The following is a 25,844-nucleotide window of genomic DNA, read 5'->3' as shown; positions in this document are numbered from 1 at the left end:
TCACTCCGTATCGCGCGCGGCCAGCGCGTTTTCCGCCGCCGCCAGGCGCTCGCGCGCGGCGGCCAGGCGGGCTTCGTCGGCGCCTTCGCGTTCGAGCTTCCTGAGGTCGGCGCGGGCGTAGGCCAGTTCGGTCTTGAGGGCGCGGGTGGCGGCGTCCACCGGGCGCTTGTCGATGCGTTGCAGGTCCGGCGCGGGCTTGCCGCTGGCGTCCTCGGCGGCATGCAGCTGGCGCTCGGCCTCGGCCAGGGCTTCGCGCAGCAGGGCCAGGTCGGCTTCGCCGGCGCCGTCCTGCTCGGCTTTCCTCAGCTCGGCGCGGCGGCTGACCAGGGCGATCTTGGCCTTCTTCAGGTTCGCCATGCCGTCGCCGGCGGGCTCCGCCTTGGGTTCGGGCGCTGCCTGCAATTGCGCCAGGTGGCGCTCGGCCCGTTCGGCGGCTTCGCGAAGCTGGGCTAGGGTGGCCTGTTGCTGTTCGTCGGGCGCTTCGCCGAAGGCTTTCTCGGACTTCTTCAATTGGGCGCGGGTCATGGCAGCGTCGATCTTCGCCTTCTTCAGGGCCGCTTCGTCGCCGATTGCTGGCTTGGGAGCGGCGGGGGCTGGTTCGGCTTCGGCAGCTTCCAGGGCCAGGCGGGCCTGCTCGGCGGCCTGGCGCAGGGCCTCGACCTGGGCGCGTAGTTGTTCGGTGTCGTGGGCGGCCAACTGCTTTTCGGCCTTCTGCAGGGCGACGCGGGCCATGCTGGCTTCGATCTTCAGCCGCTTGAGGTCGGCGCCGGCGTTGCCCACGGCCTTCTCCGCCTTCACCCGTTCGATGACCGCTTGCGGCGCTTCCGCCACCGGCGCGGCAGCCTGGGCTTCGCGGGCGCGGGCGGCGCGTTCCAGGCGGGCCTGGCGTTCCTCGGCCTTGCGTTGCTCTTCGCGGCGCAGGCGTTCCTGGCGGTGCTCGAAGCGCAGGCGCGAATGCTCGGCCTTCTGCTGTTTCAACTGCAGTTCGCGGATGTCCGCCTTGGCCGCGCGGTAGTACTGCACCAGCGGGATGCTGGAGGGGCAGACGTAGGCGCAGGCGCCGCACTCGATGCAGTCGAACAGGTTGTAGGCCTGCAACTGCTCGTGGTCGTCGCCCCGGGCGAAGAAGTACAGCTGCTGCGGCAGCAGGCTGGCCGGGCAGGCCTGGGCACAGTCGCCGCAGCGGATGCACGGCAGCGCCGGCGGCGGCACCGGTAGTTCCTCGGCGGTCGCGGCCAGCAGGCAGTTGGCGGTCTTGATCAGCGGGGCCTGCAGGTCGCCGAGGGTGATGCCCATCAGCGGGCCGCCCATGATCAGGCGGCCGAGCCGGCCGCGGTCCAGCCCGGCGAATTCCAGCAGTTCGCCGACCGGCGTGCCGAGCAGCGCCTCGACGTTCATCGGCCGCGCCAGGGCGGCGCCGGTCAGGGTGGTGATGCGCGAGATCAGCGGGCGCCCGAGGATCAGCGCGTCGCGCAGCGCCACGGCGGTGCCGACGTTGACGCAGACCATGCCGATGTCCGCCGGCAGGCCGCCGCTGGGCACCTCGCGGCCGCTGAGCAGCTGGATCAGCTGGCGTTCGCCGCCGGAGGGGTATTTGGTGGGGACCACCCGCAGTTCGATGGCGCGCTCGCCGATGGCCTGGCGCAGGGCCTCGATGGCCTGGGGCTTGTCATCCTCGATGCCGAGCAGCACCTGCGGCGGCTGCAGCAGGTGGATGAGAATCTCGATGCCTTCCACCAGTTCGGCGGCGCGTTCGCGCATCAGCATGTCGTCGGCGCTGATGTAGGGCTCGCACTCGGCGCCGTTGATCACCAGGGTGTGCAGGTCTTCGGCGGCGCGGGCGGCCAGCTTGGCGGCGGTGGGGAAGCCGGCGCCGCCGAGCCCGGCGATGCCGGCCTGGCGGATGCTTTCCAGCAGGGCGGCGGGGCTTTCCAGGCGGTAGTCGGGGCAGGGCTGCAAGGGCGCCCATTCGTCCAGTCCATCGGCGTCGATGACGATGGCTTCGGCCAGCAGGCCGGAAGGGTGTGGATAAGGTTGCTCGCCGATGGCCACCACCGTGCCGGAGGTCGGCGCATGCACGGCGGCGCTGATGGCGCTGCCGGGGCTGGCGATCATCTGGCCCTTGAGCACGCGCTCGCCGACGTCCACGCAGGGCAGGGCCGGCGCGCCGGTGTGTTGCTGCAGCGGCAGGATCAGCCGGCTGGGCAGTGGCGCCTGGACGATGGGGCCGGCGGTGGATTGCGCCTTGTTCGGCGGCAGGTATAAGCCGCCGGGGAAGTCCCAGGCCTTGGCGTTCATGCGGCCTGCTCCCGGTCGCTGGCGATCAGCCGGGCATCGGGCAGCGGCCATTTCCAGTCGCGCACACCGACTTCCAGGTCGAGCATGTCGATGCAGTCCACCGGGCAGGGCTCGACGCACAGGTCGCAGCCGGTGCATTCGGCGGCGATCACCGTGTGCATCTGCCGCGCGGCGCCGACGATGGCGTCCACCGGGCAGGCCTGGATGCACTTGGTGCAGCCGATGCACTCGGCCTCTCGGATGAAGGCCACGCGCGGCGGGGTTTCCGCCGGAGCGTCCAGGGGCGGCGCCTCGACGTCGAGCAGGTCGGCGAGGGCGGCGATGGTGGTGCTGCCGCCGGGCGGGCACTTGTTGATCGCGTCGCCCTGGGCGATGGCCTCGGCGTAGGGCTTGCAGCCGGCATAGCCGCATTGCCCGCACTGGGTCTGCGGCAGCAGGGCGTTGACCTGTTCGGCCACCGGGTCGCCCTCGACGCGGTAGCGCACCGCCGCGTAGCCGAGCAGGGCACCGCTGGCCAGGCACAGGGCCAGCAGCACGCCGACCGCGAGCAGCACGGCAGTCATAGCTTGATCAGCCCGGTGAAGCCCATGAACGCCAGGGACATCAGCCCGGCGGTGATCATGCCGATGGCCGCGCCCTGGAATGGCTTGGGCACGTCGGCGATGGCGATGCGCTCGCGCAGGGCGGCGAACAGCACCAGCACCAGGGAGAAGCCCAGCCCGGCGCCGAAGCCCTGGACGCTGGACTGCAGGAAGCCGTACTCGGGCTTGTTGGCGTTGAGCAGGGCCACGCCGAGGACGATGCAGTTGGTGGTGATCAGCGGCAGGAAGATGCCCAGCACGCGGTACAGCAGCGGGCTGCTCTTCTTCACCAGCAGTTCGGTGAACTGCACCACCACGGCGATCACCAGGATGAAGCCGATGGTGCGCAGGTACTCCAGGTCCAGCGGGCGCAGCACATAGCGCTGCAGGATGTAGCTGCAGATCGAGGCCAGGGTCAGCACGAAGGTGGTGGCCAGGGCCAGGCCGATGGCCGTCTCGATCTTGCGCGACACGCCCATGAACGGGCACAGGCCGAGGAACTGCACCAGCACGAAGTTGTTGACCAGGATGGCGCTGACCAGGATCAGGGCGAGTTCGGTCATGGCCGGGCGCCTCGGGCCGGGCGGTGGCGGAGCTTGGGCATGCTCAGATTCCCGTGATCAGCAGGTCGATGGCGGCGATGATGTCCAACCGCAGGTGCGCCAGGCTGCCCACCGGTTCGCCCAGCTCGCGGCGCGCCACGCCGGCCATCTGCGGGGTGAGCAGCAGCAGCGTTTCGCCCCCCACCGTCACCTCGGGCATCAGCCGGTCGATGCCGGCCAGGCCCTTGCCGCGGCTGAGCGGGATCACCACGCGGGTGTTCAGCGAGGCGAGCAGGTCGCTCTGCACGTCCAGCAGCAGCGGGATGTCCTCGCGGCTGCGCGGGCTGGGGTTGCGGTACAGGTCGAACTGCGGCATCAGAAGCTCCGCAGGTCGTCGGCGAACACGCCGGCGCCGTCCACATGCTGATTGTAGGCGTCTATCGCCTGGCGGTTCTGTTCCAGCCAGCGTTGACGCAGGCGTTCGCGCACCACGTCGGCCAGCGCTTCCTCCAGCACCGCCGAGAGGTTCACGTCCAGCTCGCGGGCCTGCTTGAGCAGGTCGCTGTTCAGGCTGAGGTTGGTGGCTTTCTTCGGGGCTTGGGGATCGTAGGTCGTGTGCATGGGAACCTCCGAGACGGATGCGCATAGGTTATGCGCATGGCTGTGCCCGGGCAAGGCAGAAACGACGACGCCGGCCCTGGGGCCGGCGTCGCGTTCGGCGCGTGCCGCTTACTTCACGCGCTGGCCCGGCTTGGCGCCGCTGTCGGGGCTGAGCAGGTAGATTTCCTCGCCGCCGGGGCCGGCGGCCAGGACCATGCCTTCGGAGACGCCGAACTTCATCTTGCGCGGGGCAAGGTTGGCCACGTACAGGGTCAGGCGGCCTTCGAGCTTGCTCGGGTCCGGGTAGGCGCTCTTGATGCCGGAGAACACGTTGCGCTTCTCGTCGCCGATGTCCAGGGACAGGCGCAGCAGCTTGTCGGCGCCCTCGACGAACTCGCACTTCTCGATCAGCGCGATGCGCAGGTCGACGGCGGCGAAGGCGTCGAAGTTGATTTCCGCGGCCAGCGGGTCCTTCACCAGTTCGCCGTTGCCAGCGGGTTTGTTGGTGGCGGCGAGGTCTTCCTTGGAGGCTTCGATCATGGCTTCGATTTTCGCGGGCTCGATACGGGTCATCAGCGGGTTGAACGGGTTCAGCTGGTGGTTGGCCAGCAGTTGCTCGTGGTCGCTCCACTTCAGCGGGGCGACGTTGAGGAAGGCTTCGGCGGCCTCGGCCAGCTTCGGCAGCACCGGCTTGAGGAAGATCACCAACTGGCGGAACAGGTTCACGCCCAGGGCGCAGATGGCCTGGACCTCGGCCTGCTTGCCTTCCTGCTTGTTCAGCGCCCAGGGCGCCTTGTCGGCGATCCAGGCGTTGGCCTGGTCGGCCAGGGCCATGATTTCGCGCATGGCGCGGCCGAAGTCGCGGGCTTCGTAGGCGGCGGCGATGCTCGGCGCGGCGGCCTTGAAGGCTGCGACCAGTTCCGGAGCCGGGTCGGCGTCCACCAGCACGCCGGCGTTGCCCTTGTGGATGAAGCCGGCGCAACGGCTGGCGATGTTGACCACCTTGCCGACCAGGTCGGAGTTGACCTTCTGCACGAAGTCCTCGAGGTTCAGGTCGAGGTCGTCGACGCCGCGGCCGAGCTTGGAGGCGTAGTAGTAGCGCAGGTATTCCGGGTCCAGGTGGTCCAGGTAGGTGCGCGCCTTGACGAAGGTGCCGCGGGACTTGGACATCTTCTGGCCGTTGACGGTCAGGTAGCCGTGCACGTTCAGCGCGGTGGGCTTGCGGTAGCCGGCGCCTTCGAGCATGGCCGGCCAGAACAGCGCGTGGAAGTTGACGATGTCCTTGCCGATGAAGTGGTACAGCTCGGCCTTGGAATCCTTGTTCCAGAAGGCGTCGAAGTCCAGCTCCGGGCGGCGCGCGCAGAGGTTCTTGAAGCTGGCCATGTAGCCGATGGGCGCGTCCAGCCAGACGTAGAAGTACTTGCCCGGGGCCTCGGGGATCTCGAAGCCGAAGTAGGGCGCGTCACGGGAGATGTCCCATTCCTGCAGGCCGGCGTCCAGCCATTCGGCGATCTTGTTGGCCACCGACTCCTGCAGCGCGCCGCTGCGCGTCCACTGCTTGAGCATGGCGTCGAAGTCCGGGAGCTTGAAGAAGTAGTGCAGCGACTCCTTGAGCACCGGGGTGGCGCCGGAGATGGCCGACTTCGGGTCCTTCAGCTCGGTGGGCGAGTAGGTGGCGCCGCAGGCTTCGCAGTTGTCGCCGTACTGGTCGGCGGTGCCGCACTTCGGGCAGGTGCCCTTGATGAAGCGGTCGGCCAGGAACATCTGCTTTTCCGGGTCGAAGTACTGGGTCACCGGGCGCGTGGCGATGTGCCCGGCGTCGCGCAGCTTCAGGTAGATGGCCGAGGACAGCTCGCGGTTCTCTGCCGAATGGGTCGAGTAGTAGTTGTCGAAGTCCACCAGGAAGTCGGCGAAGTCGGTCATGTGCTCGGCGCGCACGGCGTCGATCAGCTGTTCCGAGGTGATGCCTTCGCGCTCGGCGCGCAGCATGATGGCCGAGCCGTGGGCATCGTCCGCGCAGACGTACACCGCCTGGTTGCCACGCATCTTCTGGAAACGCACCCAGATGTCGGTCTGGATGTATTCCAGCATGTGGCCCAGGTGAATGGAGCCGTTGGCGTAGGGCAGGGCGCTGGTGACGAGGATCTGGCGGTTTTCGGACATGATGCTCAGGCCATTGGGGCAAAACGAGGGAAGTCGGTAACTATAACAGGCTGCAGGCAGCAGGCTATAGGCTACAGGTAGGAGCGAAGAGCGATCGGTGCTTGAAGCCCGAAGCCCGAAGCCTGAAGCCTGAAGCCTGAAGCCTGAAGCCTGAAGCCTGAAGCCTGAAGCCTGAAGCCTGAAGCCTGAAGCCTGAAGCCCGAAGCCCGAAGCCTGCAACCTATAGCCTGCCGCTGCTGTTAATATTCCCGCCTACCGTGCTCAGCCTTTTTTCGGGAGAACCCATGAGCGTCGTCACCCGCGCCACGGTGGAGGCCGTCCTCCGCCAGATCACCGACCCGCACACCGGCCAGAACCTGCTCGACGCCGGCTACCTGCGCGACCTCGACATCCAGGGCGGGCGCATCGCCCTGGGCCTGGAGCTGGGCTACGCCTGCGGCCTGTTCAGGAATGGCCTGGCGCAGACCGTGCAGATGGCCCTGGAAGCCCTCGACGGGGTGGACTCGGCCCAGGTGAAGGTGGACGTGAAGATCGCCGCGCACAAGGCCCAGGCCCAGGTGCCGGGTATGAGCAACGTGAAGAACATCATCGCCGTGGCCTCCGGCAAGGGCGGCGTGGGCAAGTCCACCACCGCCGCCAACCTGGCCCTGGCGCTGGCCCGCGAAGGGGCGAAGGTGGGCATCCTCGACGCCGACATCTACGGCCCCAGCCAGGGCATTATGTTCGGCATTCCCGAGGGCACCCGGCCGAAGGTGCGCGAGCAGAAGTGGTTCGTGCCGCTGGAGGCCCATGGCGTGGAGGTCATGTCCATGGCCTTCCTCACCGACGACAACACCCCGGTGGTGTGGCGCGGGCCGATGGTTTCCGGCGCGCTGCTGCAACTGATCACCCAGACCGCCTGGAACGACCTGGACTACCTGGTGATCGACATGCCGCCGGGTACCGGCGACATCCAGCTGACCCTGGCGCAGAAGGTCCCGGTGGCCGGCGCGGTGATCGTCACCACCCCGCAGGACCTGGCCCTGCTCGATGCCAGGAAGGGCGTGGAAATGTTCCGCAAGGTCAACATCCCGGTGCTGGGCGTGGTGGAGAACATGGCGGTGCACATCTGCTCCAACTGCGGCCACGCCGAGCACCTGTTCGGCGAGGGCGGCGGCGAGAAGCTGGCGGCGCAGTACGGCGTGGAACTGCTGGCTTCGCTGCCGCTGTCCATGGCCATCCGCATGCAGGCCGACGGCGGCAAGCCGACGGTGATCGCCGACCCGGAAAGCCAGTTGGCGATGATCTACCAGGAAATGGCCCGCTGCGTGGGCGCGCGCATCGCTCTGAGCGAGAAGGACGCGCCGGCGATGCCGAGCATCTCCATCAGCGAGGACTGATCAAGGGCGCGGCCTGGCGGCCGCGCTCGTCATTTGCCGGACGCCATGGCCGCGGTGGCCTCAGTTGACCTTCAGCTTGCCGCCACGGCCCAGCCCGCCCTCGACGTTCTGGGCCTTGTAGTCCTGCAGGGACACGACCATCTTGTTCCAGGCATCGATGAAGGCGACCACCGTGGCCTTGCCTTCGGGCGTGCGGGAAAAGCCGCCCAGCCCCCCGCCGACGCCACCGCCGAAGCCGGCCAGCGCGGCTCCGTAGTTGGTCGCGGTCGAGTTGCCTTCGGCTGCGGCGATCTGCACCGAGGAGCGAATGTCGAACAGCGAGAGCGTGACCACCGAGGCCTTGGTTTGCAGCGCGCCGGCGAGTTGGCCGATGGCGGCGTTGCCGATCAGCCCGCCGAGGGTTCCGGCCAGGCCGCCAATGGCGGAGTCGTTGATGATGATCTGCGGTTCCAGGTAATAGTCGGCGGCGACCCGCTGGCCCTTGTGCTGTTTAGAACCGGCGCGGTATTCGCCGGATAGCCGCTGTATCTCGGTGATGCGCGACAGGCGGGCGTCGGATCGCTGGTTGCCGATCGAGGTGATGACGAAGCAGTTCGATTGCTGTACCGCCAGGCGCAGCAGGGGTTCGATGGAGGTCATCTGCGTGGCGCTGCCGAAGGGGCCGTACCAGTCGGCCTCGCGCCCGTCGTCCACGGCGATGGTGCCCAGTGGCCTGTCGCAGCGCTGCAGCGATTGCTGCGCGCCGTTGCTGTTGCCGCCGGCCGCCGCGCCGGAAACCCCGGCATGCTGTCCCCCCGGCGAGAGCAACCCTCCGCCCAGTGCCGCGCATCCATTCAATGTGCCGGCAATGACCGCGCCCAGCATGTATTTAACAATGCTCTTCGATTTTGATTTCATGTTGTTTGCCGTTTGGTGTTGGGGGGTGTTTGTTCTTCTGCCAGTTGCCGTTGCGGAAACTTTCGACTTGTGACTTCCAGCTAGCGCCAGTGCCAGTTGTCATCCCGCCAATAACTGCGATAGGGATAGGCCGAGTACCAATAGCGCAGGGTCATTTCCCGCCAATCGGTCTTCCACTTGAAATAGGCGGCTTCGGAGTTTTTGGCGGCGCGGGCCTGGGCCAGGAGTTGCATCGACTCCTGGTCGCCTCGGCCCGCGGCCATCGCCAGCCATTTCTCGGCTTCCTGCGGGTCCGCGCCCATTTCCTCGAGGCCGCCCAGGTAGAGGCCGCCGAGGGCCTTCTGCGCCTCCAGGTCCCCGCGCTCCGCGGCGCTGCGCATCCACTGCAGCGCCTGGTAGCTGTCCTGGGCCACGCCATCCCCGCGGAAATAGCGCAGCCCCAGGTCGTAGGCCGCGCGCGGGTCGCTGGCGGCGAGGGACAGGAGCGCGCTCGAGGCTCGGTCCGTGTCGATATCCGTGGGGTTATTGCCGGCAACTGAGGATGACGCTGGGGGCTGTTGTGCTCCACAGCCTTGTTCATCGCAAACCGGCTTCGGGTCATTTGTCGCGCACGCAATTAGCAACAAGGGAAACAACAGGAGGGGAATCTTTGGATTCATGGGAGTTCCCTGCGGGGCGTTTATTGTGATTTCCGCTGTAGGCAACTTATGGCGGGGCAGGGGACAAAGTATCTTTCACGTCCGGTTCAAGGTGCAGGTGAGGTTTCTTTTGAGTCTTGTGAGATTTTTCTTAAAAATTCGGAAGTATCTCGGCAATATCTGAAATACGCGTTGGCCCGCCACTCTCGTGGGCTGCATTCGTGCATTGCTGGAAGGCCTTCGGCGGGCCTGTGCGCAACGCGCTCTCGACGTTGGTCATGCAGCCTTTGCTGCCGACGGGCGCTGCCGGTAAGATTCGCGTTTCTTTTTCAGCAGCTACGGGACGCCCGCCATGAGCATCAAATCGGACAAGTGGATTCGCCGCATGGCCCTGGAGCACGGGATGATCGAGCCCTTCGTCGAGCGCCAGGTGCGCGGCGCCGACGACAGCCGGGTGATCTCCTACGGCGTCTCCAGCTACGGCTACGACGTGCGCTGCGCCGCGGAATTCAAGGTGTTCACCAACATCCACTCGGCGGTGGTGGACCCGAAGAACTTCGACGAGAAGAGCTTCGTCGACATCAACAGCGACGTCTGCATCATCCCGCCGAACTCCTTCGCCCTGGCGCGTACCGTGGAGTACTTCCGCATCCCCCGCGACGTGCTGACCATCTGCCTGGGCAAGAGCACCTACGCGCGCTGCGGCATCATCGTCAACGTCACCCCGCTGGAGCCTGAGTGGGAAGGCCACGTGACCCTGGAGTTCTCCAACACCACCAACCTGCCGGCGAAGATCTACGCCCACGAGGGCGTGGCGCAGATGCTGTTCCTGCAGTCGGACGAGGCCTGCGAGGTGTCGTACAAGGACCGTGGGGGCAAGTACCAGGGGCAGACTGGGGTGACGCTGCCCAAGGCTTGAGGCTTGAGGCTTGAGGCTTGAGGCTTGAGGCGAACGCGAGAAACCGGGCTTTGGCCCGGTTTTTTGTTGCCGGCTGAATCTTGACCTTCAGCCTGCTCAGGACAAGCCCCCTCTCCCTTCAGGGAGAGGGCTGGGGAGAGGGGACGGACTTCGACGACACTCCGGCGCTGGGACTTGGCCCCGTTCCCCCTCCCTAACCCTCCCCCGCAAGCGGGAGAGGGGACCGTTCGGTGTGAAGCGGGGCTACGGAGCTCCCTGCGAGACTATGGCGTTGCCGGCTGACTCCTGATCTTCAGCCTGCTCAGGACAAGCCCCCTCTCCCTTCAGGGAGAGGGCTGGGGAGAGGGGACGGACTTCGACGATACGCCGGCGCTGGGCTTGGCCCCGTTCCCCCTCCCTAACCCTCCCCCGCAAGCGGGAGAGGGGACCGTTCGGTGTGAAGCGGGGCTACATCGCTCCCTGCGAGACTATGGCGTTGCCGGCTGACTCCTGACCTTCAACCTGCTCAGGACAAGCCCCCTCTCCCTTCAGGGAGAGGGCTGGGGAGAGGGGACGGACTTCGACGACACGACGGAGCCGGGCTCGACGCCGCTCCCCCTCCCTAACCCTCCCCCGCAAGCGGGAGAGGGGACCGTTCGGTGTGAAGCGGGGCTACATCGCTCCCTGCAAGCCTACAGTTGCCGGCTGACTCCTGACCTTCAGCCAGCTCAGGACAAGCCCCCTCTCCCTCCGGGAGAGGGCTGGGGTGAGGGGAACGGATTCCGATGGCACGCCAGCGCCGAGCCTGGCACCACCCCTACTTCAGATTCCCACTGAGAAACTGCCGCAACCGCTCGCTCTTCGGCTGGCCCAGCACCTCCTGCGGCGGCCCCTGTTCCTCGACGCGGCCCTGGTGGAGGAACAGCACCTGGCTGGAAACCTCGCGGGCGAAGGCCATTTCGTGGGTCACCAGGATCATGGTGCGGCCTTCCTCGGCCAGGGCCTTGATCACCTTGAGCACCTCGCCCACCAGTTCCGGGTCCAGCGCCGAGGTGGGTTCGTCGAACAGCATGATCTCCGGCTCCATGGCCAGGGCGCGGGCGATGGCCACGCGCTGCTGCTGGCCGCCGGAGAGGAAGGCCGGGTACTTGTCCTCCACCTGGGTCGGCAGGCCGACCTTGGCCAGGTAGCTGCGCGCGCGTTCCTCGGCTTCCTTGCGCTCGACGCCCAGGACGCGGCGCGGGGCCAGGGTGACGTTCTCCAGCACCGTCATGTGGCTCCACAGGTTGAAGTGCTGGAACACCATGGCCAGGCGCGTGCGGATGCGCTGCAACTGCGCCGCGTCGGCCACGCGCATGCCGCCGGGGCTGGCGACCATGCGGATTTCCTCGCCATCCAGGCTCATGCGGCCTTCGTCGGGCTGTTCGAGGAAGTTGATGCAGCGCAGGAAGGTGCTCTTTCCCGAGCCGCTGGCGCCGATCATGCTCACCACGTCGCCGGTGCGGGTCTCCAGGGACACACCCTTGAGCACCTCGTTGTCGCCGTAGCGCTTGTACAGGCCTTCGATCTTCAGTGTGGTCATGGAGTCCTCAGGTTACGACCGCCGCGCGGCCGGGATGGGTTCAGCCATGGCTGGGGCCGAGGAAGGCCAGCCAGCGGCGTTCGGCGAGGCGGAACAGGCCGACCAGGGTGAAGGAGGTCACCAGGTACAGCGCCGCGGCTATGCCGAAGGACTGGAAGGAGAGGAAGGTGGCGGCGTTGGCGTCGCGGGCGATCTTCATGATGTCCGGCACCGTGGCGGTGAAGGCCACGGTGGTGGAGTGCAGCATGAGGATCACCTCGTTGCTGTAGTAGGGCAGCGCGCGGCGCAGCGCCGAGGGCATGATCACGTAGCGGTACAGGCGCCAGCCGCTCAGGCCGTAGGCGCGGGCCGCCTCGACCTCGCCGTGGGCGATGTTGCGGATGGCCCCGGCGAATATCTCGGTGGTGTAGGCGCAGGTGTTCAGGGCGAAGGCCAGCAGCGTGCAGTTCAGGCCGTTGCGGAAGAAGGCGTCGAGGATCGGCTGCTCGCGCACCGCCGCCACGCTGTAGATGCCGGTGTAGCAGACCAGCAGCTGGATGTAGAGCGGCGTGCCGCGGAACACGTAGGTGTAGAACTGCACCGGCCAGCGCAGCAGCGGGTTGCGCGAGACGCGGGCGATGGACAGGGGAATGGCGAAGGTGAAGCCGAAGGCGATGGACACCGTCAGCAGCCAGAGCGTCATGGCCAGGCCGGTGATGTGGTAGCCGTCGCTCCAGAGGAAGGCCTTGCCGTACTGCTGCAGCAACTCGATCATCGCAGGGCCTCGCGCACGCCGATGGCGTAGCGGCGCTCAAGGGCGTTGAGCACGATGTTGGAGACGGTGGTGAAGAGCAGGTAGATGGCCGCCGCCACCAGCAGGAAGAACAGCAGGCGGTAGCTGCTCTTGCCGGCGTCCTGGGCCGCGCGCACCACGTCGGAGAGGCCGATGATGGAGACCAGCGCGGTGGACTTGATCAGCACCATCCAGTTGTTGCCCACCCCCGGCAGGGCGAAGCGCATCATCTGCGGGAAGAGCACGAAGCGGAAGCGCTGCAGGCGCGTCAGGCCGTAGGCGCTGGCCGCCTCCAGCTGGCCGCGCGGCACGGCGAGGATGGCGCCGCGGAAGGTCTCGGTGAAGTAGGCGCCGTAGATGAAGCCGAGGGTGATGATGCCGGCGCTGAAGGGGTCGATCTCGATGTAGTCCCATTCCATGTAGTCGGTCAGGTCCGCCAGCCAGGTCTGCAGGCTATAGAAGATCAGCAGCATCAGCACCAGGTCGGGCACGCCGCGGATCAGCGTGGTGTAGCAGGTGGCGGGGAAGCGCAGCAGCCTGGAGCCGGACAGCTTGGCGCTGGCGCCCAGCAGGCCGAGGGTCACCGACAGCAGCAGCGAGCAGATCGACAGCTTGACGGTCATCCAGGTGCCGTCGAGGAGGATGGAGCCGTAACCCTTGAGGCTCATGGTCTCGGCCAGGGTACGGAAGAAGTCCTGGAGCATGCGCAGGCAACTCCTTGTGCGGCGTTATCAGCAGAATAGACCGCGCCCGGCCGCCTTGGCGGCAGCCGGGTGCGGTGGACGCGGGTCAGTCGTTGTAGATGTCGATGTCGCCGAAGTATTTCTTCTGCAGCTTGTCGTAGGTGCCGTCGGCGTGGATCGCCTTGATGCCCTTGTTGATCATCTCGCGCAGTTCGTTGTTGCCCTTCTTGATGCCGATGGCGATGTCGGCCGGCATCAGCGGGTCATGCACCGGCTTGCTGATCTCGAAGCCCTTGCCCTGGTCGGTGGTGAGGAAGCCCTGCTCGGCCTGCAGCATGTCCTGCAGCGAGACGTCCAGGCGCCCGGACACCAGGTCGGCGTAGACCTGGTCCTGGTTCTGGTAGCTCTTCACGTTGACCCCGGCCGGCTCCAGCTTGGCCTTGGCGAAGGTTTCCTGGATGGTGCCCTGCTCGACGCCGACGGTCTTGCCCTTGAGCGATGCGGCGGTGGCCTCCAAGCCCGAGCCCTTCTTGCTGATCATCGCGGTGGGGCTGGTGAACAGCTTGTCGCTGAAGTCGATTTCCTTCTGGCGCGCCTCGGTGACGGTCATCGAGGAGATCACGCCATCGAACTTGCGAGCCTTCAGGCCCGGGATCATGCCGTCGAAGTCGTTGGCCATCCACACGCACTTGACCTTCAGGTGCTCGCAGATGGCGTTGCCCAGGTCGATGTCGAAGCCGACCAGGCTGCCGTCCGGCGCCTTGGATTCGAAGGGCGCGTAGGACGGGTCGGTGGCGAAGCGGATTTCTTTCCATTCCTTGGCCTGCAAAGCTCCGGCGCCAGCCAGCAGCACCAGGGCGGAGAGGGTCAGCCATGCTTTTTTCATCGGTTGGAATCCTTGGTGGTTGATTCAAGCAGTGGAACCAAAGGCATAACATCAATGTGACAGCAAGTTTCGAACCAGAGGCGCAACCACGGGCCTCGGCGGTAGGAGACGGACGACAGGCGCGTTCCTACGACAGGTATAGCAGCCGGTCGGGGAAGGGATGCCCCATGACGGGGCGAGGAGGCGGGGTTTTCGGTAACAGCCTGGTGCGCCGGTTGTGGCGTGGGCAGCAAAAAAGAAAGGCACCCGAGGGTGCCTTGAAGATGATCATGGAGTAAGTCGACAGATCCGACCCGCCGGCGCGGCGGAAGTTCCGCGCCGCGCGCTCATTTCTGCGGAACGAGGGTCAGGCGCTTGCTGCCGTAGACGCGGTCGAGGTTCTGGCTCTGGAACGGGAAACTCATGTAGTCGCCCTTCAGCCAGGCGTCGATGCCGTCGGCGTAGTGCGGGCTGGCCGGGTTGCCGGACTGGCCGCTGCTGTTGACGCCGAGCATGGGCTCGCTCTGGCCGAAGTCGACGACGATGCGCATGGCCGGGATCAGCCAGGTGTCGAAGTTCTGGCCCCAGTTGTAGGCCGAGACGTTCAGCGTGCTGTGGTCGCCGCCGGCCGGGTAGGGGCCGCGGTCCAGGTAGCCCTTGATGGCGCCCAGGCCGGCGCGCTGTCCGGCGTCCAGGTAGGGCGCCATCTTGGTGCTGTCGCTGACCCAGTTGTAGGTGTGCAGCTTGCCCCACTGCCAGGCATGGCGGTCGCTGCCCAGCTTCTGCTCGCAGAAGGCGGTGGCGGCGGCCAGGCTGCGCGCGAGGATGGCTGGCTTGTCTTCCTTCTGCGGCGTTTTCACGTCGTCCCAGAAGGGGCTGTCGTCGCGGCCCAGCAGGTGGTCGGCCTGGGCCGAGTAGGAGAGGTCGGCGTTCTGCACGAAGGCCTTCCAGGCCGGGCTGTCTTCCGGGCCGAGTTCGTCGAGGAAGATCTGCTTCGCGCTTTCCTGCAGGAAGGCCTCGTAGAGGGCGGCGTCGGCGGAGCTGGCGGAGAGCTTGCCGTCGAAGGCCATCAGCCGGTCCAGGGCCTCGCGGGCGCGCTCGCGCTGGCCCTCGGGCAGCGCCTGGATCGCCTGCTTCAGCGGCGCGGCCATGCCGGGCGCGTCGAGCATGCCCTGCAGCTTGGCGGCGAAGGGCGTGGTCTGGTCGTACTGCATGGCGATCATGCTGCGCGCGTCGTGGCGGTTGCTGGCGTTGGCCAGTTGGGCGATGCGCTCGGCGCGTTCGGGGTAGTACCAGGAGCTGGACAGCTGCGCGCCGTAGCCGGGCTGCACGGTGCGGTTGTTGGCGGTGCCCAGCCAGCCCTGCTGCGGGTCCTGGTCGGAGGGATGGAGGATCGGGTCGGCATAGCCGTCCCAGTCGTAGCGCCCGTCCCAGCCGGGGGAGGGCAGCAGGCCGCGGCCGTCCTTGCGGTTGGGGAAGCGCCCGGTGACCTGCCAGCCGATGTGCTTCTCGTCGGCGAACACGATGTTCAGCGGCATGGCGCGTATTTCGCGGGTGGCGTCGAAGGCCTGCTCGACGCTCTTGGCCCGCGACAGGTCGAAGAAGGCGTCCAGGCTCCTGTCCGACACCGCCTGGATGCTCTGGTAGGCCAGGCCGTAGCTGGTGCTCATCGGCAGCGGCTGCAGGTCGTTCTTCTTCGCGCCGAGCAGGGCGCTGTTGAGCAGCGGGCCGTGGCGGGTTTCGTAGAGGGTCTCGCGCACCGGGCGCTGGCCCTTGATGAAGAAGGTCTCGACGCGCTCGCTGGCCGGCTTCCACTGGCCGTCGGCCAGGTAGTAGAGCTTGCCGCCCTGGCGCCGCAGCTGTTCGAGGAAGACGTCCTGGTTGTCGCCCATGACCATGGTCATGCCCCAGGCCAGCTTGCCGTTGAAGCCGGCCACCACGCCGGGTACGCCGGCGATGGTGACGCCCGCGGCGCTGTACTTCGGCGAGCGGATCTGCATGAAGTTCCAGATCGACGGCATCGACAGCGGCAGGTGGGTGTCGTTGGCCAGCAGGCTCTTGCCGCTGCGGCTGCGCTGCGGGGCGATGGCCCAGTTGTTGGAGGCGGCCACGCCGAGCATCTGCAGCCCGGCCACGGCCTCGGCGGCGCCACCGACCTCGGCCAGGCCGGGAATCTGCCCGGCGAGGTTCAGGCCCTTGAGCTTGTCGGCCTCGGCGAAGGGCAGTTCCTCGTCGGGATAGATGGGCGTGAGCCAGGCGAGCTTCCCGGCGCCGACCTTCTGCGCGAGCACCAGCGAGTCCAGTTCCTCCTGCAGGTTCACCGCCAGGCCGAAGTTGAGCAGGGCGAAGACCAGCGCCGAGTCTTCGGGCTTCCAGTATTCCGGGCGGTAGCCGGACTCGGCGAGGTCCATCGGCAGCTTGTCGCGGTAGCGGAACAGGTAGGCGTTGACGCCGCGCGCGTAGGTTTCGAAGAAGCGCTTCAGGCGCGGCGAGGAGCCGGCGTAGAGGGCATTGGCGGCCTGCCTGAGGTTGACCGTGCGCATGAAGCGGTCGATCTCCAGGGCGCCCGGGCCGACCATCTCCGACAGCCGCCCCTGGGCCATCAGGCGCAGGCCGACCATCTGGCCGATGCGGTCGCTGGCATGTACGTAGCCCATGGCGAAGAGCGCGTCGTGGAAGGTGCTGGTCTCGATCAGCGGCATGCCCAGGGCATTGCGGCGCACCGACACGCTTTCGGCCAGGCCCTTGAGCGGCTGCACGCCGGAAGTCGGCGGCAGGCTATCGGCGTAGCGGTCGTTCAGCCAAGTCTGACAGCCAGTCAGGCTGACGGCGGCGCTGAGGGTGGCGGCGAGGCCGAGTCGGGGAAGCGGGCGGAAGGCTCGCGAGGCCATGGAAGTGTGCTCCTGCACAGGGCTTGCGGAAAGCCGCTACGTTAGAGAGCCGCGCACCTTCGCGCAAGCCGCGGGGGCAGGGAATTCGCGGGGTGTGGGTGGTTCGGGAGGGGGGGCGCGGGGATGTTCGCGATGGGTGTTCGTGCCACCGGGGCGTCCGGCGTGGCCGGCGAGTCCAATCGCGGACGGAGCCCGCTCCTACCCCACCGGCACACAAGGCCTCGTAGGATGGCGTTGAGCGAAGCGATACCCATCACCACGACCGCATGGGTTTCGCCGAGGCTCAACCCATCCGTTGAGGCGCGCCTCGGCGCCGCCGGCAAGACTGTTCCTACGCCCTCCGGCAAATACGACGCCGCGTAGGATGGTGTTGAGCGAAGCGATACCCATCACCACGAGCGCATGGGTTTCGCCGAGGCTCAACCCATCCTACGAAGAGCGCCTTGGCGCAGTCGGCACTACGATCACCGGGGAGGCATGGCATTTCCCTCGTGGGAGCGGATTGCTCCTACAGGGGGTTTTTGTGCCCGCCGGAAACGAAAACGCCGTTTCCCCTCACGGAAGAAACGGCGTTCTCACCTAGCCCACCCGCCTCAGGCGCCGTGGCACTTCTTGAACTTGGCGCCGCTGCCGCAAGGGCACGGATCGTTGCGGCCAACGTCCTTCAGCGGATTACGCACCGGCTCGTGGCTGTGGTTGCAGTGCGGGCCGTGCACGTGGTGGTGATGGTCATGATCATGGTCGTGGTTGCAATCGGGACCATGTACATGGGGTTCCTGGCTCATGGGTGCCTCACTCCGGGATGAAATCGCCGGGGATTATCTCGCCATTGCGCGCGATATGCACGGTGCGGCCGAACAGCAGCCCGGTCTTCACGTCACCCTCGAGGCTGTAGCGGATCGGCTTGTCCGGGTCTTCCAGCAGCTTGACGATGTACTTCATGTGCCGCCAGAGGTTGGTCTGCACCGGTACCTCGAAGAACTGCCGGCCGTTGGCGGGCACGGTGAACCAGACGCTGGATTCGCCTTCGGCCAGGTCGACGTCGTTCAGCTTGACCTTGTAGGCCAGGCCGCGCACCGGCAGGCTGAAGTCGTTCGGGTTGTCGATACGGAAGTGCAGTGTGAACTGTTGCTCTAGCAGGCGGGCTTTCACCACGTCCACTTTCATCAGCTTCACGTCGGGGCTTTCGAAGCTACCGGTCATCCAGCTGCAACCGGAGAGGAGCGCGAAAATCCAGACTAGGCTGATAATTCTTATCGTTTGCGCCTGATAATTCATTTCAATCCCCCAAGACGTCCCAGTGTACCAAGCGGCTGCTTGGCCGCAAGTTGTTGTTGCGTTAAAAGAAGTTGTCCCATACTGGGCCGCCCGTCGGCAGACGGGAGAACACAGGAGTGTGATGGATGAGCCGTTACGAAATCGTCTTTTCCGGTCAGACGCTTCCAGGCGCCGATCCGGAAGCGGTGAAGGCCAACCTGGCCAAGCTGTTCCAGGCCGATGCGCAACGCATCGCCCTGCTGTTTTCCGGCCGCCGCCTGGTGCTGAAGAATAACCTCGACGCCGCCGCCGCCGACAAGTACCGCGCCGCTCTGGAACGGGCCGGCGCGCGCGTCGAGGTGGTGGACATGGCCCCCGCGGTGGAGGAGATCGAACTGGCCCCGCCGCCCGCCGCCGAACCCGCTCCTACCCCGGCACCGGCCGCGGCTACGCCGGGACGGCTGAAGGTAGCCCCGCGCGACGAGTACATGGCGGCCTTCGCCGAGGTGGACGCGCCGGACTTCGGCCTGGCCCCGGTGGGCGCCGACCTGCAGGACGACAAGGCCGAGCCGCGCGCGCCGCAGGTCGACCTCAGCCAGTTCAGCCTGGCCCCGGTGGGCAGCGACATGGGCCAGGCCAAGGCGGACCCCGCCGCGCCGGCGCCCGACACCAGCCATCTGAAGCTGGCCGACTGAGCGCTCAGCCGTTCTGCTGGGGATCGTCCTTGTAGACGAACTTGGGCATTTCCCAGTGGAAACGGATCGCCAGCAGGCGGAACAGGAAGCCGGCGAACAGGGTGATCAGCATGGCCTGCTCGTTGGGCAGCTCCAGCTGGATGCAGATCAGGTAGCACCAGGCGCTGGCGAAGGACACGCTGGCGTACAGCTCGCGGCGGAAGATCAGCGGCACGTCGTTGCAGAAGATGTCGCGCAGGATGCCGCCGAACACCCCGGTGATCACCCCGCTGACCGCGGCGATCAGCAGGCTGTGGCCCATCTCCAGGCCGACCTGGCAGCCGATCAGGGTGAAGGCCACCAGGCCGATGGCGTCGAGCACCAGGAACAGCGAGCGCAGGTGGCGCATCAGCGGCGCGATGAACACCGTGACCAGCGCGGCGCCGGCGGTGAGCGCCAGGTATTCCGGGTGGCGCACCCAGGTCAGCGGGTAGTGCCCCAGCAGCATGTCGCGCATCGAGCCGCCGCCCAGGGCGGTGACGCAGGCCACCAGCACCACGCCGAACAGGTCCATGCTGCGGCGCCCGGCCGAAAGCGCGCCGGTCATGGCCTCGGCGATGATGGCGATGATGTAGAGGGTGGTCAGCAGCATGGCGGGGCCCGCGGAAAAGCGCGCATTCTAGCCGATGCACCCAATGGGTGCATGCGGTGTCCCTTTTTGGTGGCAATGAATCCTTTGCTATCCACGCCCGCCGGAAGGCCGCTGGCTACCGGTGCAAGAGAAACGCTGACGTAGGATGGGTTGAGCTTGCGATACCCATCACCATGGCCGCATGGGTATCGCTTCGCTCAACCCATCCTACGAGGCATGCCTCGGTGCATTCGCCGCGTCAACCGATCCACGGCCCGCAGCATTTCTTCAGCTTGCCGCCGGCGCCGCACGGGCAGGGATCGTTGCGGCCCAGCTTGAGCGGCACCGTCGGGTCGAGGAAGTACCAGCGGCCGTCGCGCTGGACGAAGCCGGAGCATTCGCGGTGGCTGTGCTCGCCGTTGGCGTCGTGCCAGCGCGCGGTGAAGGTGACGCGGGCATGCTCGGGCGTGCCGCCGAGCACCTCGTGGCTTTCCACCTCCAGGCCCAGCCAGGTGCTGCCCAGGCTCCAGGCGCGGATGGCCTCCAGGTCCAGGCCGGGCTGCTGGGCCGGCAGCGTGGTGTCGCGCAGGTAGTCCACCAGGCCCAGGGCGTAGGCGCTGTAGCGCGAACGCATCAGCGCCTCGGCGGTGGGCGCCGGCTGGCCGGCGTGCAGGCGGCCGCAGCAGTCCGCCAGGGGCAGGCCGCTTCCACAGGGGCAGCAGGGCTCGGTCATGGTCACCACCAGTACTTGCCGAAGTTTTCCGGGTTGGCCCAGAACTTGGCGTTCAGCCAATCCGGGACCTGCTTGTATTCACGCAGATCGTAGGTGAACAGCGTGAGTGTCTGATCGTCGCGCTGGAAGCGTTCGCTGGCCTGCATGCCCAGGGCGTAGAAGTCGATTTCGGCGACGCCGGCTTCGGCCAGGTCGACCAGCACGGCGACGCGGCTGCTGTTGAGGTTGCGGATGCCGCCGACCAGTTGCAGCGCCGCGCGGCGCTCCAGGTGTTCCAGGCAGTCGGCCAGCAGCGCCAGGTCGTAACGCTGCGCCGCCAGTTCCGCCGGCAGCTCGCCCGCTGCGGCGCCGTGCACCTGGCAATCGGGGTGGGCCTGGCGGAAGGCTTCCACGGCGGGAATGCCGCTGGCGCCTACCAGCAGCAGGCGTTGCGGGGCGTAGCGGTCGAGCAGGGCGGCCAGCGCCTGCTGGGGCGTGCGAGCGGAAATCATCGGTGTGCGGAAACTCTCGTTCGGAATGCGCAGAGACTAGCCTGTGAACCCCTTCATGGCCTAGTGCTGGCGTATTCGTGCATCGCCGTCTTTACTCGGTAATTGTCGGTTCAGACCCATCTCACAGGAGAGACTGATATATGAGCATCAAAAGGACCGCTTTACCCCTGCTGCTGGTAAGCACGCTGCTCACCGGTTGCGCAGGGTTGCAGAAGTCCGACTGGCCGACCTGCGCATTGGTCGGTGGTGTAGGGGGCGCTGGCCTGGGCTCCATCGAAAGCAGTGCCTGGGCGGGCTGGGGCGCGCTGATCGGCGGCGTGCTCGGCGCGTCCTACTGCTGGGTGCATGGCGAAGGCGAGAAGGTGGTCGAGGCGCCGCCGCCCGCACCGGCTCCCGAACCGGCTCCGGCACCGCTGCCGAAGGAAGAGACCATCGTTGTCAGGGACCTGCACTTCGCCTTCGACTCGTCGAAGATCGACAACCGTGACAAGGACAAGCTCGACACCATCGCCACCCGCCTGAAAGAGGAAGCCTCCACCACCACGCTGGATATCTCCGGCCACACCGACAGCGTCGGCACCGACGCCTACAACCAGAAACTGTCCGATCGCCGCGCCCACGCGGTGGCCAACTACCTGGTGGATGCCGGCGTGCCTGCCAGCAGCATCAAGTCGGTGGAAGGCTACGGCGAAAGCAAACCGGTCGCCGACAACAAGACCAAGGAAGGCCGCGCGGAAAACCGTCGCGTGGAAATCCTGATCAAGCGCCAGTGACACCCGGCGCGTGCTGAAGCGAAAGGGGCCTTTGCGCCCCTTTCGTGTTTCCGCCGCCTATGGAAATCGTCACCGCCTCCGGAGTATGGTGCCGGCACAAGAAACCGGGGGAGCATCTACATGAAGGCTTTTGTGGGGCTGGGCAAGCTGGTTGCCCTGTTGTTCTGGCTGGCGGTGCTGGCCAATCTGCTGCATCCCTTCGCCCATCCGTTCGCGACCCTGCTGAAGGTCGCCGGGGGCCTCATCCTGCTGATCCACATCCTTGAACTGCTGGCGCTCGGCGCACGTCTGAAGGGGCGTTCGTCTCCCTGGCTGGACCGCATCCAGGTCCTGCTGTTCGGCATCTTCCATTTCCTCTCGCTGCCGGCACCGGCCAAGGAGGGCGGCCATGCGTAAGCTGCTGTTGGGCCTGATGCTGCTGGCGCCGATCGAGGCCGCCAGCGCCGCCTCGGTACAGGTGGAGGCCAATACCGTGCTGCGCCTGCCGGTGAAGGGCGAGTCCCTGAGCCTGGAACGCGTCCGCGTGGCCGAGGGCGGCGCGCTGCTGATCCCGTCGCGGGTGAAGGTGCTGCACATCGACGAACTCGACCTGCAGAAGAACGCCCGCCTGGGCGTGTTCCCCGGCGAGCAGCCGCTGCGCATCGAGGTGGCTCGCGGGCACCTCGCCGATGGCAGCGTGATCGCCGCCCAGGGCGCTTCCGGCAGCTTCCATCGCCCGGCCAGCGCCGGCCGCACCCTGACCCTGCGCCTGCAGGACGTGCAGGTGGAGAACCTGCTGGTCGACGTGCGCGGCGGCGTCGGCGCGCCGGGCTACGACGGCCTCGACGGCGCCCACGCGCGCAGCGGCGGCTGCCTGTGGGGCGGTGCGGAACAGGGCGGCGACGGCCAGGACGCCGGCGACGGCCAGACCGGTGGCGCCGGCGGCGTGGTGCGCCTGGAAGTGCCCCAGCAATTCCCCGTGGAACTGGTCAAGGTGCGCCTGGAAGGCGGCGCCGGCGGTGCCCCGGGCAAGCCGGGCAAGGCCGGCGCGCGCAGTGGCGAGAAGGGCTGCCTGCTGTACTCGGTGGACGGCGGCAAGGCCGGCCATGACGGCGGAGCCGGCAAGCCCGGCCCCAGCGGTGCCCAGGGCCGTCTGGACGTGGTGCGTTTCTGACTTGCTTCTGAGTTAGCCGCGCTTCTGACTGAAACCGGCGCGGGCCCGCGGCCCGCGCCAAGGCTCACCAGTGCGGGCGCGCGGCGACTATCGCTACCAGCGCCAGGCCCAGCAGCAGGTTGCCGCCCACGGTGCGGCGGATGCGTCCCAGCGCCGCGCCGCCGGCGGGCCAGTCGGACGCCTCGATGGCGCGGCGCAGCTCCGGCAGCTGCAGCGCCTGCACCCGCAGGAACAGCGCCAGCATGGCCACGTACAGCCCCATCATCACCTGCACGTAGCGCGGCGCGCCGGCCACGCCGTTGAAGCTCAGCTGCAACATGCCGATACCAGTCACCGGCAGCGCCAGCACCGCCACCCAGACCCACACGAAGAAGCGCCGGAACACCTCGACCCACAGCTTCAGCCGCGCCGGCGCATCCAGCGCGGCGACGGCCGCCGGACGGAGGATCGTCCAGGCGAAGAACATCCCTCCGACCCAGACCAGGGCGGCCAGGACGTGCAGGGCGTAGACGGGGGCAAAGGCGGTCATTCGGCGATCTCCGCTGGCGGTTGAAAATAAGCGCGCTATCATAGCCGCCCCACAGGGTCTGTTGACGTTTTGTCGCGAGCCGCGTTGCAGCGACAAATGGCGCCAGGCTAGGCGCGGGACGCAGGCAATGGCGTTCCCTTGGCAAGTCCCGCAACGACGCATGGCGCCATTTGCCGCGCAACCCGAAGGGACGGGCCCTTTTTTGCGTGGTGCCGCGTTACTCGTCGTTCATTTGGAATGACCAAACCGCTCTCCTCGCGCCTTGCCCCACGCAAAAAATGGCTCCGTCGCGGTCGTGACAAAACGCCAACAGACCCTGCTACCACTGAAAATTTATCCAGCATCCGGACATGTCCCGATGGACAGTCCCGCATGCCCGGGAATTCCATGCTCAGCAACGAACTCAAGGCCACCATCCAGGGCGCCTATACGCGCTTCCTGGAAGCCAAGGAACTCAAGCCGCGCTACGGCCAGCGCCTGATGATCGCCGAAGTGGCCAAGGTCCTGGGCACCATCGAGACCGACGAGGAAGGCCAGCGCAGCGGCGAGCCCGCGGTGGTGGCCGTGGAGGCCGGCACCGGCACCGGCAAGACCGTGGCCTACAGCCTGGCCGCCATCGCCTGCGCCAAGGCCGCCGGCAAGCGCCTGGTGATCGCCACCGCCACGGTGGCGCTGCAGGAGCAGATCGTCCACAAGGACCTGCCCGACCTGCTGCGCAACAGCGGCCTGGCCTTCAGCTTCGCCCTGGCCAAGGGCCGCGGCCGCTACCTGTGCCTGTCCAAGCTCGACCACCTGCTGCAGGAAGGCCAGGCGCAGAACGCCACGGCCCAGCTGTTCGAGGAAGAGGGCTTCCGCATCGACGTCGACGAGAGCGGCAGCAAGCTGTTCAACCAGATGATCGAGCGCCTGGCCGGCAACCGCTGGGACGGCGACCGCGACTCCTGGCCCGAGGCCATCGAGGACGCCCACTGGGCGCAGCTGACCACCGACCACAGCCAGTGCACCAACCGGCATTGCCCGAACTTCCAGCAGTGCGCCTTCTACAAGGCGCGCGAGGGCATGACCAAGGTCGACGTCATCGTCACCAACCACGACCTGGTGCTGGCCGACCTGGCCCTGGGCGGCGGCGCCATCCTGCCCGACCCGCGCGAGACCCTCTACGTCTTCGACGAAGGCCATCACCTGCCGGACAAGGCCATCGGCCACTTCGCCCACTTCACCCGTCTGCGCGCCACCGCCGACTGGCTGGGGCAGGTGGAGAAGAACCTGAGCAAGCTGCTGGCGCAGAACCCGCTGCCCGGCGACCTCGGCCGGCTGATCGAGCAGGTGCCGGAACTGGCCCGCGAACTGCGCACCCAGCAGCAGTTCATGTTCACCGCCTGCGAGGAGATCGGCGACTTCCGCGCCGGCGAGGACATGGAAGGCCGCGAGCGCCCGCGCCACCGCTTCGTGGGCGGGGTGGTCCCCGAGCACATCCGCGAGATGGGCATCGAGCTGAAGAAGGGTTTTTCCAAACTCACCGACCTCTTCACCCGCCTCACCGAACTGCTCAAGCAGGCCATGGACGGCGAGGGCACCGCCGGCGTCGCCAGCTACCAGGCAGAGGAGTGGTACCCGCTGTTCGGCAGCCTGCTGTCGCGCGCCCAGGGCAACTGGGAACTGTGGACCGCCTTCACCTGCGAGGACCCGCAGGACAGCCCGCCCATGGCGCGCTGGCTGACCCTCGCCGAGAGCGGCAGCTTCTACGACATCGAAGCCAACGCCAGCCCGATCCTCGCCGCCGAGACCCTGCGCCGCAACCTGTGGAACGTGGCCTACGGCGTGCTGGTGACCTCCGCCACCCTGACCGCCCTGGGTACCTTCGACCGCTACCGCATGCGCGCCGGCCTGCCGCGCGCGGCGGTCACCGCCGTGGTGCCCAGCCCCTTCCACCACGCCGATGCCGGCCTGCTGCGGGTGCCGGACCTGAAGGCCGACCCGCGCGACGCCGCCGCCCACACCGCGGCCATCGTCCGCGAGCTGCCGGCCATGGTCGAGGGCGCGCGCGGCACCCTGGTGCTGTTCGCCTCGCGGCGGCAGATGCAGGACGTGTTCGACGGCCTGGAGCGCGACTGGCGCAAGCGCGTGCTGATCCAGGGCAACCTGTCCAAGCTGGAGACCCTCAACAAGCACAAGGCCCGCGTCGACGACGGCGAGCCCAGCGTGCTCTTCGGCCTGGCCAGCTTCGCCGAGGGCGTCGACCTGCCGGGGGCCTACTGCGAGCACGTGGTGATCGCCAAGATCCCCTTCGCGGTGCCGGACGACCCGGTGGAAGCGGCGCTCTCGGAGTGGATCGAGGCGCGCGGCGGCAACCCCTTCATGGAGATCGCCGTACCCGACGCCTCGCTGCGCCTGGTGCAGGCCTGCGGGCGCCTGCTGCGCACCGAGCAGGACCGCGGCACCATCAGCCTGCTGGACCGCCGTGTGGTGACGCAGCGCTACGGCAAGGCCATCCTCAACGCGCTGCCGCCGTTCCGCCGCGAGATCGCCTAAGGCGCGGCATCCGTAACAGGGGACGGCGCGCCGTCCCAGGTCGCAAATCCCGGTGGCGCCCGGCGCCGCCCCAAGGACAAGGTTGCATGCGTTCACTCCGTTGGCATCTGCCCCTGCTGTTCAGCCTGAGCCTCGCCTGCGCCCCGCTGTGGGCCGCGCCCAGCGAGGACGTCCTGTTCAACTTCGTCAAGCCGATGGCGGTGGTCAGCGTCGGCCTGCAGGATGCCGACCTGCCCAGCGCCACCGCCGAGGCCACGCCCGAGGGCGAGATCCTGCGGCGGG

General features: G+C 67.3%; 27 protein-coding genes. 8 read left to right on the top strand and 19 right to left on the bottom strand.

What is annotated here, in order from left to right:
* From rsxC to metG, 6 genes are all read right to left on the bottom strand, one after another.
* The gene (gene rsxC / locus RN02_RS18525; RefSeq protein WP_043315819.1) at positions 1–2,298 is read right to left on the bottom strand and encodes an electron transport complex subunit RsxC; all 2,298 of its coding nucleotides are present in this window, start codon (positions 2,296–2,298) and stop codon (positions 1–3) included.
* A complete protein-coding gene (rsxB, locus tag RN02_RS18520; RefSeq protein WP_043315815.1) occupies positions 2,295–2,861 on the bottom strand; it encodes an electron transport complex subunit RsxB in 567 nt (188 codons plus the stop codon). Before rsxB ends, rsxC begins: the two co-directional genes overlap by 4 nt.
* Complete coding sequence (gene rsxA, locus RN02_RS18515) at positions 2,858–3,442, bottom strand: electron transport complex subunit RsxA (protein WP_043315811.1); 585 nt, start codon at positions 3,440–3,442, stop codon at positions 2,858–2,860. Before rsxA ends, rsxB begins: the two co-directional genes overlap by 4 nt.
* A 43-nt stretch (positions 3,443–3,485) precedes the next feature.
* Entirely contained in the window at positions 3,486–3,797 is a 312-nt protein-coding gene (locus RN02_RS18510) for a CcdB family protein (RefSeq protein WP_043272501.1), read from the bottom strand.
* On the bottom strand, positions 3,797–4,042 hold the full coding sequence (locus RN02_RS18505) for a type II toxin-antitoxin system CcdA family antitoxin (protein ID WP_043272502.1): 246 nt from the start codon (positions 4,040–4,042) through the stop codon (positions 3,797–3,799). The genes RN02_RS18510 and RN02_RS18505 overlap by 1 nt, the downstream gene beginning before the upstream one ends.
* Positions 4,043–4,150: 108 nt before the next feature.
* Complete coding sequence (gene metG / locus RN02_RS18500) at positions 4,151–6,184, bottom strand: methionine--tRNA ligase (protein WP_043315808.1); 2,034 nt, start codon at positions 6,182–6,184, stop codon at positions 4,151–4,153.
* A 284-nt stretch (positions 6,185–6,468) separates the two neighbouring features.
* Here metG and apbC point away from each other — a divergent pair, with 284 nt between their 5' ends.
* Positions 6,469–7,563 carry an iron-sulfur cluster carrier protein ApbC gene (gene apbC, locus RN02_RS18495; protein WP_043272504.1) on the top strand — a complete coding sequence of 365 codons (1,095 nt, stop codon included), beginning with the start codon at positions 6,469–6,471 and terminating at the stop codon, positions 7,561–7,563.
* A 60-nt stretch (positions 7,564–7,623) separates the two neighbouring features.
* Here the strand turns inward: apbC and RN02_RS18490 are convergent, their stop codons facing one another.
* The gene (locus tag RN02_RS18490) at positions 7,624–8,460 is read right to left on the bottom strand and encodes a hypothetical protein (protein ID WP_043315805.1); all 837 of its coding nucleotides are present in this window, start codon (positions 8,458–8,460) and stop codon (positions 7,624–7,626) included.
* Between the two features lie 80 nt (positions 8,461–8,540).
* Positions 8,541–9,119 (bottom strand): tetratricopeptide repeat protein, encoded by a 579-nt coding sequence (locus RN02_RS18485; protein WP_043315803.1) that lies wholly within the window; start codon positions 9,117–9,119, stop codon positions 8,541–8,543.
* Positions 9,120–9,450: 331 nt separating this feature from the next.
* Here RN02_RS18485 and dcd point away from each other — a divergent pair, with 331 nt between their 5' ends.
* On the top strand, positions 9,451–10,017 hold the full coding sequence (dcd, locus tag RN02_RS18480; protein ID WP_009620709.1) for a dCTP deaminase: 567 nt from the start codon (positions 9,451–9,453) through the stop codon (positions 10,015–10,017).
* Positions 10,018–10,813: 796 nt separating this feature from the next.
* Here dcd and RN02_RS18475 read toward each other — a convergent pair.
* The 7 genes from RN02_RS18475 to RN02_RS18445 form a co-directional block, all read right to left on the bottom strand.
* Entirely contained in the window at positions 10,814–11,578 is a 765-nt protein-coding gene (locus tag RN02_RS18475) for an ABC transporter ATP-binding protein (RefSeq protein ID WP_009620708.1), read from the bottom strand.
* Between the two features lie 40 nt (positions 11,579–11,618).
* Positions 11,619–12,332, bottom strand: coding sequence for an ABC transporter permease (locus RN02_RS18470; protein WP_009620706.1), 714 nt, complete (start codon positions 12,330–12,332; stop codon positions 11,619–11,621).
* On the bottom strand, positions 12,329–13,054 hold the full coding sequence (locus tag RN02_RS18465) for an ABC transporter permease (RefSeq protein WP_043315801.1): 726 nt from the start codon (positions 13,052–13,054) through the stop codon (positions 12,329–12,331). Before RN02_RS18465 ends, RN02_RS18470 begins: the two co-directional genes overlap by 4 nt.
* Before the next feature lie 85 nt (positions 13,055–13,139).
* Positions 13,140–13,919 carry an ABC transporter substrate-binding protein gene (locus tag RN02_RS18460; RefSeq protein WP_009620702.1) on the bottom strand — a complete coding sequence of 260 codons (780 nt, stop codon included), beginning with the start codon at positions 13,917–13,919 and terminating at the stop codon, positions 13,140–13,142.
* A 326-nt stretch (positions 13,920–14,245) separates the two neighbouring features.
* Positions 14,246–16,789, bottom strand: a complete 2,544-nt coding sequence (locus RN02_RS18455; protein WP_043315798.1) for a penicillin acylase family protein — start codon at positions 16,787–16,789, stop codon at positions 14,246–14,248.
* A gap of 593 nt (positions 16,790–17,382) precedes the next feature.
* Positions 17,383–17,574, bottom strand: coding sequence for an SEC-C metal-binding domain-containing protein (locus RN02_RS32510; RefSeq protein ID WP_009620699.1), 192 nt, complete (start codon positions 17,572–17,574; stop codon positions 17,383–17,385).
* A gap of 7 nt (positions 17,575–17,581) precedes the next feature.
* Complete coding sequence (locus RN02_RS18445) at positions 17,582–18,067, bottom strand: LEA type 2 family protein (RefSeq protein WP_009620697.1); 486 nt, start codon at positions 18,065–18,067, stop codon at positions 17,582–17,584.
* Between the two features lie 125 nt (positions 18,068–18,192).
* Between RN02_RS18445 and RN02_RS18440 the strand changes: the two genes are divergently transcribed.
* Complete coding sequence (locus tag RN02_RS18440; protein ID WP_043315795.1) at positions 18,193–18,741, top strand: hypothetical protein; 549 nt, start codon at positions 18,193–18,195, stop codon at positions 18,739–18,741.
* Between the two features lie 4 nt (positions 18,742–18,745).
* On the opposite strand, the gene RN02_RS18435 is transcribed toward RN02_RS18440, so the two are convergent.
* The 3 genes from RN02_RS18435 to RN02_RS18425 all read right to left on the bottom strand — a co-directional run bounded on the left by RN02_RS18435 (position 18,746) and on the right by RN02_RS18425 (position 20,575).
* Positions 18,746–19,372 (bottom strand): trimeric intracellular cation channel family protein, encoded by a 627-nt coding sequence (locus RN02_RS18435; RefSeq protein ID WP_009620693.1) that lies wholly within the window; start codon positions 19,370–19,372, stop codon positions 18,746–18,748.
* A 238-nt stretch (positions 19,373–19,610) separates the two neighbouring features.
* Positions 19,611–20,084, bottom strand: a complete 474-nt coding sequence (locus tag RN02_RS18430) for a YchJ family protein (protein WP_043315793.1) — start codon at positions 20,082–20,084, stop codon at positions 19,611–19,613.
* A gap of 2 nt (positions 20,085–20,086) precedes the next feature.
* A complete protein-coding gene (locus RN02_RS18425) occupies positions 20,087–20,575 on the bottom strand; it encodes a DUF6231 family protein (RefSeq protein ID WP_043315790.1) in 489 nt (162 codons plus the stop codon).
* Between the two features lie 140 nt (positions 20,576–20,715).
* On the opposite strand from RN02_RS18425, the gene RN02_RS18420 reads away from it, so the two are divergent.
* From RN02_RS18420 to RN02_RS18410, 3 genes are all read left to right on the top strand, one after another.
* Entirely contained in the window at positions 20,716–21,348 is a 633-nt protein-coding gene (locus RN02_RS18420; RefSeq protein ID WP_009620687.1) for an OmpA family protein, read from the top strand.
* Between the two features lie 120 nt (positions 21,349–21,468).
* On the top strand, positions 21,469–21,744 hold the full coding sequence (locus RN02_RS18415; protein WP_043315788.1) for a DUF1145 domain-containing protein: 276 nt from the start codon (positions 21,469–21,471) through the stop codon (positions 21,742–21,744).
* Positions 21,737–22,501: a hypothetical protein gene (locus RN02_RS18410; protein ID WP_043315784.1), complete on the top strand. Its 765-nt coding sequence runs from the start codon at positions 21,737–21,739 to the stop codon at positions 22,499–22,501. Before RN02_RS18415 ends, RN02_RS18410 begins: the two co-directional genes overlap by 8 nt.
* 64 nt (positions 22,502–22,565) lie before the next feature.
* On the opposite strand, the gene RN02_RS18405 is transcribed toward RN02_RS18410, so the two are convergent.
* Complete coding sequence (locus RN02_RS18405) at positions 22,566–23,030, bottom strand: CopD family protein (RefSeq protein ID WP_043315781.1); 465 nt, start codon at positions 23,028–23,030, stop codon at positions 22,566–22,568.
* Between the two features lie 387 nt (positions 23,031–23,417).
* Here RN02_RS18405 and dinG point away from each other — a divergent pair, with 387 nt between their 5' ends.
* Both dinG and RN02_RS18395 read left to right on the top strand, forming a co-directional pair.
* Positions 23,418–25,562, top strand: a complete 2,145-nt coding sequence (dinG, locus tag RN02_RS18400) for an ATP-dependent DNA helicase DinG (protein ID WP_043315777.1) — start codon at positions 23,418–23,420, stop codon at positions 25,560–25,562.
* 86 nt (positions 25,563–25,648) lie between these two features.
* The coding region (locus RN02_RS18395; protein ID WP_043315775.1) for a hypothetical protein at positions 25,649–25,844 on the top strand (196 nt) is incomplete at its 3' end.

It is taken from the genome of Pseudomonas sp. PI1 (genome assembly GCF_000812405.1).
GTDB lineage: Bacteria > Pseudomonadota > Gammaproteobacteria > Pseudomonadales > Pseudomonadaceae > Pseudomonas > Pseudomonas citronellolis.
Note: the sequence above shows the minus strand (reverse complement) of the source record. Positions and strands in the feature narration are given on the sequence as shown.